The organism is Kribbella sp., from assembly GCF_035655035.1.
Lineage (GTDB): Bacteria > Actinomycetota > Actinomycetes > Propionibacteriales > Kribbellaceae > Kribbella.
In genome coordinates this window covers 1-8,410 of sequence record NZ_DASRVN010000787.1, presented here as the reverse complement: position 1 = coordinate 8,410, position 8,410 = coordinate 1, and the positions used below count along the sequence as shown (strand labels likewise).

Genomic DNA, 8,410 nt, shown 5'->3' with positions numbered 1-8,410 from the left:
GGCGTCCGTCGCCCGTACCGCCTCCGCGCACGACCCGTACACCGGGACCGAGCACTTCGCGAAGTCCACGGACTGCCCGCCCTTGCCCGGCGTCACACCGCCGACCACAGTGGTGCCCGCGGCAAGCATCCGGCTGGTGTGTTTCTTGCCCTCGGCCCCGGTCATTCCCTGGACGAGGATCCGGCTCTTCTCGGTCAGGAAGATCGCCATCTCACAACGCTCCCTTCTGGGCAGCCAGTTCGGCGGCGCCGTCCATGGTGCCGACCACGGTCACCAGCGGATGGTTGGCCCGGGCAAGGATCTTGCGGCCTTCGTCGACGTTGTTCCCGTCGAGCCTGACAATCAGCGGTTTGTCGGCCTGCTTGCCGAGGACGGCGAGGGCCCGCACGATGCCGTTCGCGACCTCGTCACAGGCGGTGATGCCGCCGAAAACGTTCACGAACACGCTGCGTACCTGCGGGTCGGACAGGATGATGCCAAGCCCGTTCGCCATCACCTCGGCGCTCGCGCCGCCGATGTCGAGGAAGTTGGCCGGCGGACTGGCCGCGTTCGCCGGCCGGCCCGCCGGCTGGTCGATCCTCAGCGGCCTCGGTCTCGGCGTACCACTGATCCTGTTCGGCTCCGGGTACGCCGTACTCGTTGCCCTGCGCAAAGTCCCGGCCGGGGTGTTCGCCCCGGCCGCGGTCTACTGGGTGATCGCGTTTCCGCTCGCCCTGCTGGTGCACGCGATCACGACGGTCTGGCTGGTCACTGGTACGCCGGGGTTGCCGCTGGAGCCTTGGAAGTTCTTGGTGTTCGGGGCGCTGATCAGCATGGGGTTCGCGATCGGCTTCCTCTGGATGCACGACCAGATAGCCCGCTTCTGGTGGCCCCACATCCTCAACCACAACCGCTACGCCCGACTGGCCACCAAGCACTAGCTTGTCGCCCGCACCCGGGCCGGGTGCGGGCAGAAAGCGGGTCCCCTGGGGAATGCTGTGGTGATGGACAGTGAGTGGCGGTGTGCGACGGCTCGGGATGCCGAGGTACTTGCTCGGCTGGTGGGGGATGGGGTTCGGCCCGCTCAGGTGGTGGAGTTTCTGGGGAGCTGGCGGGTCGAGCTGAGTGAGGGTGCCGCCGTCGCGGTTCTGCCGCCGAGGCGCGGGCTGGGGAGAGGGTATGGCGCCTGGTGGCCGCGCGACGGGCGTGGTGAGGTGGCGGCGCGGCTGGTGGAGCTGGCTCGTTCCGTTGCGGGGCTGAGGGTTTTGCAGATCTCGTTGCCCGAGGGGGAATCCGTGGACGACCCGCGCTTCGTGTGGGCGTATCCGGTGTGGACCATGACCCACGACGGGACCACCCGGCCGTCGGAGTCTGAGCTGCCCGCTCCGCTGCGGTACGGCGAGTTGGCGGACGTCCCGCGCGCCGAGTTCAGCCGCGCGTACGCGTCGGCGTACCGCGATCAGCGCCTGGTCGAACCCGCGGAGTCCTGGGACGGCCCGGCCGATCGGTCCGTCCTGGCCCTCGCGCCGGACGGCAGCGTTGCGGGGTTCGTACTCGCCAAGGGGGATCGCAGCGTCGAGCTAGGTCCGATCGGTACCGTGCCGGCCTGGCGCGGGCGTGGCGTCGGTTCGGCGCTGCTGTCTTCGATGCTCGCCCGTTGCCGTGGGCGCGACGTACATCTCACTGTCGACGGGGAGAGTCCGACGCGCGCTCAGGAGCTGTACCTTCGCTACGGCTTCCGGCTCACCGAGCGGTCCGTCGCGTACCAGGTCCGGATCAGCTAGTACGGCGGCGGCGCTTCGGGGCGGCTTCGGCCGGGTCGGGCGCAGGCTGCGCGGCCTGGAGGTCGTGGTACGCCTTGCGGGTGTGTTCGGTGTGCTCGCGCATGATCTGGGCGGCCTTGTCCTCGTCGCCTTCGCTGATGGCCTTGACGAGGCGGTTGTGCTCGCGCCAGGACGCGGCGCCGCGAACGGGGGCCACCGGCGTGTAGTACCAGCGGACGCGGCGGTCGACCTGGGCGGCGAAGTCGACGAGGAAGCGGTTGCCGGACATCTCGGTGATCAGGCTGTGCAGCTCGCCGTTCGTCCGCACGGTGCCGTCGATGTCGCCGGCCTCCTGGTACGCCGTGCCGACCTTGCACAGGTCGCGGAGCTTGGCGACGTCCTCCTTGGACGCGTGCCGGGCCGCGAGCCGCGCGGACTCGGACTCGAGCGCGGCGCGGGCCGCGAGCAGTTGGTCGACCTCGTCCTCGGCGGGTACGTGCACCATCGCGCCGAACCCGGGGCGCAGGTCCACCCAGCCTTCGTTGTTCAGCCGTTGCAGGGCCTCGCGGACCGGCTGGCGGGAGACGCCGAGCAGCTCGGCGAGCTCGACCTCGACCAGGTGCCGGCCGCGCTCCAGGGTGCCGTCGATGATCATCTCGGTGAGGGCCTCGTACACCGACTCGCGCAGCGGCTGCGGCCGCTTGACGTGCCGTGCGCCTGCCGGTTCCGCGCCCGCCCCTGGCCCCGCACTGATCGTCGTCATGAGGTCCCTTCCGGTCCTACAGTGATGGCACTTGGTAGACAGTCTACTAAGTGCCATGACCTGGCGGAGCAGCATCAGCCCCCGGATGCGGTGTGCAGTCGTCCGTATACATAATCCAACTGTAGTGAGACCGTCTCTCCCCGGGAAGATCGCAGCGCCAGTGTGAACTGGATCACACCCTGTCTCCTTCGGCGCAGCCCGTTCGACGGATTGTCAGAGAGAGGAGTGAGCTGATGGAGAAGGTCGTTTCGAAGGACGGCACCGAGATCGCGTACGACGTGACCGGCAGCGGCCCTGGACTGGTGCTGGTGGCCGGCGCGTTCGCCGGCCGTGCGTACTTCGCCGAGTACGCCCAGGCGCTGTCGTCGAGTTTCACGGTGATCGCGTACGACCGGCGTGGTCGCGGTGACTCCGGCGACACCACGCCGTACGCCGTGGAGTGCGAGTGGGAGGACCTGGACGCAGTACGGTCTGCCACCGGTGCGCAGTACGCCTGTGCGTTCTCGTCGGGGTGCATGGTGCTGCTGCAGGCAGGGCTGCCGTTCGAGAGGCAGGCGGTCGTAGAACCGCCCTTCCGGGTTGAGGGCGCCCCGCCGGCGCCTGAGCGGTACGTGGAGAGGCTGCAGGAGTACGTGGCCGCTGGGAACCCGGGTGGCGCGGCTGAGCTGTTCATGGTGGAGGCCGTCGGCCAGCCGCGGGAGGTGGTTGAACAGATCCGCCAGACACCCATGTGGGCCGCGCTGGAGGCTATGGCGCCGACACTGGTGTACGACGCGCTGCAGATGCGGGACAGCGCCGTACCGGTGGAGCTGCTCGCGTCGATCGAGGTACCGACGCTAGGGCTCTACAGCAACGCCAGCCCGGAGTGGTTGCAGCGGTCTGTACGCGAGACGACTGCAGCGTTGCCGCAGGGCACAGCGGAAGGTCGTGACGGCACGTTCCACACCGTGCCGCCTGAAACACTGGCTGCCGTGTTGACGGACTACTTCGGCACTAGCTGAGCTGGTCTGGTCAGGAGACGCTTCAGACGCGGTGCGAGCGGCCGTTCCACGCCGTAGTGCAGAACGGCCGCGACACCGACCATCAGCAGCATGGTGGCGGCGACCAGGAGGACGTGATTCACCTGGTCGCCGAGCCGCTCGAAGATGATGAAGCCGATGTGCGCGTGGACCAGGTACAGCGGGTAGGTGAGCGCGCCGAGCACAGCGAACCACGGCCGGCCCAGCCGGTACGTCAGCTTCAGCGCGACCGCCAGCATGATCGCGAAGATCGCCACGATGATCGCGACCACGACCGGCCGGTGGAACTCGGTGTGGTACCGGATCCCGACCCGGTCGGCGAACCCGATCCCGCGGTAGATCGCGTTGCCGAGCGCGATCGCGACGATTGCCAGCGTCTGCGGCGACGGCCCGTACCGGTGGATCAGGCAGAGCGCCATCCCGGCGATGAAGTAGTGCGCGAACTGCGTGTTCAGCACCAGATCGGTTGCGTGCGGCAACAGTCCGGCCTGGAACACGAAGGTCGCCGCCAGCCACGCCCAGCAGAAGATCGTCACCCGGCGCGCGGTGATCCCGATCCAGGTCAGCACCAGGATCATCGCGTAGAACCGGAGCTCGGCCCACAGCGTCCAGTAGACGACATCGATGTTCTGGATGTTCGGCAGCGAGTTGAACATCGTGAGATTCGCCAGGTACTGCGGCACCGAGACCGGGAACCGCCCCTGGCTGAAGCCGACCGACACCAGCGTGGTCAGAGTGACCGCCACCCAGTACGCCGGGTACAGCCGGACCGCCCGCGAGACCACGAACGACCGCGGACTGCGGTTCCACGCGCTGAGCAGTACGACGAACCCGCTGATCGTGAAGAACAGATCGACGCCGAGATACCCGTACCGGGCCACCAGATCTGCGTGCGGGAACCGCAGTCCGCTCAGCCCACCGGCGTACGCCGAGAACAGGTAGTGGTACGTCATCACTGCCACCGCGGCGCAGATCCGCAGTAGGTCGATCTCGTGGAGCCTGCCCCGCGTGGGTTCCACAGCCGTCCTCTCCTCGGGAACGCGCACCAGTCTGCCGAGGCGGAACCTGCCGAACGTCACCCCTCGGCACGATCCCGGGGTGCGACCTGAGGATGACGAGGCGGCCAAGGCTTGCAGTCTCGCGTCAGGTTGGCAGGCGCATCGGCATCAGGATGTAGGCGGAGTCGCCGGTCGGCGCGTCCTCGGCGGAGTGCAGGCCGGTCAGGTTGGACGGCTTGATCGGGTGGGTGAACGCGAAGTGCGCGAACGGCGTACCGAGTGAGGCCAGGCCGTCGAGCAGGTAGCCGGCGTTGAAGCCGGTCACCACCGGGTCGCCCGTGAGCGTGACCTCGACCGACTCCGAGGCCTGTGCCTCCTCGCCGTTGCCCGCGTCGAGCGTCGCTGCACCGTCGGCGAACGTGAGCCGCACCGGCGCCGACCGCTCCGCGACCAGCGCGACCCGCTTCACCGCCTCGACGAGCGCGGCGGTCTGCACGGTGACCGTCGACGTGATCGCGCCCGCGGCCGGGATCAGGCCGCGGACCTTCGGGAACTCGCCGTCGATCAGCCGGCTGGTCGCATGCCGGCCGCCGCCCTCGAACCCGATCAACCCGTCCCCTGTGCGGGTCGAACCGAGCGAGAGCGTGACCTCGTGGCCGGCCACCGCCTTCGCGACGTCGAGCAGCAGCTTCGCCGGGACCAGCACGTTCGACTCCAGGCCGGCGTCGGCCGGTTGCCACTCGAACGTCCGCAGGGCCAGCCGGTACCGGTCGGTGGCGAGCAGCGAGATCGCCGACCCACGGATCTCCAGCCGGATCCCGGTGAACACCGGCAGCGTGTCGTCGCGCCCGGCCGCGCTGATCACCTGCGCCACCGCACGCTGGAACGTGTCGCCGTCGACGACACCGCTCGCCGCCGGGATCTCCGGCAGCGGCGGATACTCGTCGAGCGGCAGGGTATGAAGGACGAACCGGGCGGCTCCGCTGTTCACCTGGACCCGCGCGGTCTCCGCGCTCAGCTCCACCGTGTCCCGCGGCATGCTCCGGCAGATGTCCGACAGCAACCGGCCGGAGACCAGCACCCGCCCCTCGTCGGCCACCTCCGCCGGCACGCTGACCTGCGCCGAGCTCTCGTAGTCGAACCCGGACAACGTCACCCGGCCGTCCGCCGCGTCGACCACCATCCCGGCGAGAATCGGCACACTCGGCCGGCTCGGCAGCCCGCGAGCCACCCAGCCGACCGCCTCGGCGAGCACGTCCCGCCCGACCCGAACCTTCATTCCAGCTCCTCCCCATCGAGAGGAACCAGCCAATCAGGCGCCACCGACAATTCTTCAACCGAGGCGGATCCGCTCGACCCGGTTCGCCCCTCCACGGCTCAGGACCCGTGTCCGTCCTTCCCACGAGTAGAGGTAAGACGAACGACCGCTCCGGATTGCCCGAGTAGGCGCTAGAAACCCCCTGAGAGCAGGTCGCGGCGCTGACGCATACGCCCGTCGCTGTCGAGCTCCAGGACGGTGTCGACGCGGACGCGCTCCAGGAACGCCAAGTCGTGACTGACGACGAGGAGCGCGCCACGATACGCGTCGAGCGCTTCCGCGAGCTGCTCGACGCTGGCGATGTCCAGGTTGTTCGTGGGCTCGTCCAGAACCAGCAGCTGTGCAGGTGGCTCGGCCAGTAGCAGCCGTGCCAACGAGACCCGGAAACGCTCACCACCGGACAGCGTGTGCACCGGCCTGTCCGGACTGTCACCTCGTAGCAACAGCCGGGCGAGCTGGTTGCGGATGGTGCCCGTTGCCAGTCCAGGAGCGACCGCTTGCACGTTTGCCATCGCACTGGCGTCATCGTCGAGCCCGTCCAGCCGCTGAGGGAGGTAGCCGACCAGATCGGTCAGCAGCCGCCCGTGCGGTCGGCCAGGTGTTGCGGCGACACCTTGGACCAGGTGATCGATCAGCGTCGACTTACCGCTGCCGTTGGCTCCCACGAGAGCTACGCGTTCAGGGCCTTGCAGCACGATCGTGCGGTCCTCGTCGTACAGCTCAGCGATCCGTCGGCCTCGCGGTACGTCGGGGTCCGGCAGTACGAGGTGGATGTGCTCCTCCTGTCGTATGCGGGCGTCTGCCGCGTCGACAGCCGCCTGTGCGGCCTGCACCTTGTCGTCGAGCGTGGAGCGCATGGCACCTGCTGAGGCCTGCGCCTTGCTGGCACGGTTGCCTGCCAGGATCTTCGGGATACCACCCTGCTGCTGTGTCTTCTTCGCGGTGCGCTCACGGCGTGCCAGCTTGGTCTCTGCCTCGACCCGCTGCCGCTTCTCGACCTTGAGCGTCTGTTGCGCGGTGCGAGCGGCCTGGACGGCGGCCGCGTGTTCCTGCTCCCGGTGCTCCTTCCAGGCGCTGTACGGACCGCCGTACGTGTCGAGGGCCCCGCCGTACAGCTCGGTGGTGTTCTCCATGTGTTCCAGCAGTTCGAGGTCGTGGCTGACGACGACGAGCGTCCCCGGCCACTGATCCACGAACTCGGCCAGCTTGGCCCGCGTCGGCCGGTCCAGGTTGTTCGTCGGCTCGTCCAGCAACGTGATCGGCGTACGGCGGACGCGCAGGCCGGTGATCGCGATCAGCATCGCCTCACCGCCGGACACCTCCGCGACGCGGCGGTCGAGGTCGGCGGCCGAGAACCCGAGCTGGTCCAGCGCCTCGCCGGCCCGGGCCTCGATGTCCCAGTCGTCGCCGATCGTGTCGAAGTGCCGCTCGTCGGCGTCGCCCGCCTCGATCGCCCGGATCGCGGCGACGATCGCGTCGATCCCGAGCAGCTCGGCGACCGTGGCGTCCCGGCGCAGCGTCAGCGTCTGCGGCAGGTACCCGACCTCACCGGCGATGTCGATGTGGCCGGCCGTCGGGCGCAGTACGCCGGCGATCAGCCGGAGCAGCGTCGACTTGCCGGCGCCGTTGCGGCCGATCAGGCCGGTGCGCCCGGCGCTGATGGTGCCGCTCACGCCGGCCAGCGCGACGGCGCCGTCCGGCCATTCGAAGGTGAGGTCGCGAAGGGTGATTCCGGATTTCGAAGACATGGAAGACATGGCTCTGTCTGCTTTCAGGGATCGGGGTCGCGTGCAGACAGCACGGACCCGGGTACAGGACCGGCACGATCCGGAGCCACCGGGCAGACCAGGTCGACGCCCCTTCGGGCGGACCAGTGAGAGAGGTCGATGCCACCGGCGGTCCGGCGGCTAGATTCTGTCGACCTCGATCTCCACGCCTCAACCGTAGCATGTGATTGCAGTCACAATCACGGCGAGGCCGGCAGCGCCCCCGGCAGGATTCGAACCTGCGACCCACAGATTAGAAGTCTGTTGTACTCCTCCTCCCCAGGTTGTTTCAGTCGTAATAGCTGCTGACGATCTTGGCCCCCTGAACCGCCTCAAACCCCTTGATTTGACTCTAGTTCGCACCACGAATGGCCCCACGTAGTCAGGTATCCTGAGTGGCATGGCCAGGGCATCAAACGCACCCGCGAAGAGGGATCGCGGCGAGATCGAGCCGCTTCCATCCGGGTCTCTGCGGGTGAAGGTCTAGGCGGGCAAGGACAAGGTGAGTGGGCGTCGGCTGTACCTGACTGAGACCGTGAAGCCTGGGCCGCGACAGGAGAAGATCGCCGAGGAGTGGCGTACCAAGCTCTTGAATCAGGTTGATGAGCGCCGCAACCCTAAGACCCGGGCAACGGTCGATCAGCTGTTCACCCGCTACTTCGAGGTCGCGGATCTTGCGACAGCAACTCGCCACGAGTACCTCTCGAAGTACCGCAATCACATCAAGCCCTATCTAGGCCACCTGCCTCTCACCGAGATCCAGGATGCCGAGGTGCTTGACAGCCTGTACGCCGAGATGCGGCG

The 8,410-nt window shown here is 68.3% G+C and carries 7 protein-coding genes, 1 tRNA gene and 3 pseudogenes; 4 read left to right on the top strand and 7 right to left on the bottom strand.

Translation table 11 applies throughout. The features are described 5' to 3' along the window. Positions 1-210 (bottom strand): annotated as a pseudogene (locus VFF46_RS39975) (succinate--CoA ligase subunit alpha); the annotation flags it as partial. 1 nt (position 211) lies between these two features. Then, a pseudogene (locus tag VFF46_RS39970) lies at positions 212-538 on the bottom strand (succinate--CoA ligase subunit beta); the annotation flags it as partial. On the opposite strand from VFF46_RS39970, the gene VFF46_RS39965 reads away from it, so the two are divergent. Then, positions 516-920 carry a hypothetical protein gene (locus VFF46_RS39965; protein ID WP_325042491.1) on the top strand — a complete coding sequence of 135 codons (405 nt, stop codon included), beginning with the start codon at positions 516-518 and terminating at the stop codon, positions 918-920. The pseudogene VFF46_RS39970 and the gene VFF46_RS39965 overlap by 23 nt on opposite strands. Positions 921-1,274: 354 nt before the next feature. Continuing rightward, a complete protein-coding gene (locus VFF46_RS39960) occupies positions 1,275-1,763 on the top strand; it encodes a GNAT family N-acetyltransferase (RefSeq protein ID WP_325042490.1) in 489 nt (162 codons plus the stop codon). Here the strand turns inward: VFF46_RS39960 and VFF46_RS39955 are convergent. Further along, entirely contained in the window at positions 1,756-2,505 is a 750-nt protein-coding gene (locus VFF46_RS39955) for a GntR family transcriptional regulator (RefSeq protein ID WP_325042489.1), read from the bottom strand. The genes VFF46_RS39960 and VFF46_RS39955 overlap by 8 nt on opposite strands. Before the next feature lie 233 nt (positions 2,506-2,738). Between VFF46_RS39955 and VFF46_RS39950 the strand changes: the two genes are divergently transcribed. Then, positions 2,739-3,506 (top strand): alpha/beta hydrolase, encoded by a 768-nt coding sequence (locus VFF46_RS39950; RefSeq protein WP_325042488.1) that lies wholly within the window; start codon positions 2,739-2,741, stop codon positions 3,504-3,506. Here the strand turns inward: VFF46_RS39950 and VFF46_RS39945 are convergent. The 4 genes from VFF46_RS39945 to VFF46_RS39930 form a co-directional block, all read right to left on the bottom strand. After that, positions 3,488-4,543 (bottom strand): acyltransferase, encoded by a 1,056-nt coding sequence (locus VFF46_RS39945; protein ID WP_325042487.1) that lies wholly within the window; start codon positions 4,541-4,543, stop codon positions 3,488-3,490. The two genes, VFF46_RS39950 and VFF46_RS39945, sit on opposite strands and share 19 nt — an antisense overlap. A gap of 124 nt (positions 4,544-4,667) precedes the next feature. Continuing rightward, on the bottom strand, positions 4,668-5,801 hold the full coding sequence (gene dnaN / locus VFF46_RS39940) for a DNA polymerase III subunit beta (RefSeq protein ID WP_325042486.1): 1,134 nt from the start codon (positions 5,799-5,801) through the stop codon (positions 4,668-4,670). Positions 5,802-5,971: 170 nt separating this feature from the next. Next, positions 5,972-7,588: an ABC-F family ATP-binding cassette domain-containing protein gene (locus tag VFF46_RS39935; RefSeq protein WP_325042485.1), complete on the bottom strand. Its 1,617-nt coding sequence runs from the start codon at positions 7,586-7,588 to the stop codon at positions 5,972-5,974. Between the two features lie 239 nt (positions 7,589-7,827). Continuing rightward, a tRNA-Arg gene (locus VFF46_RS39930) sits at positions 7,828-7,935 on the bottom strand. A gap of 206 nt (positions 7,936-8,141) precedes the next feature. On the opposite strand from VFF46_RS39930, the pseudogene VFF46_RS39925 reads away from it, so the two are divergent. Then, a pseudogene (locus VFF46_RS39925) lies at positions 8,142-8,410 on the top strand (site-specific integrase); the annotation flags it as partial.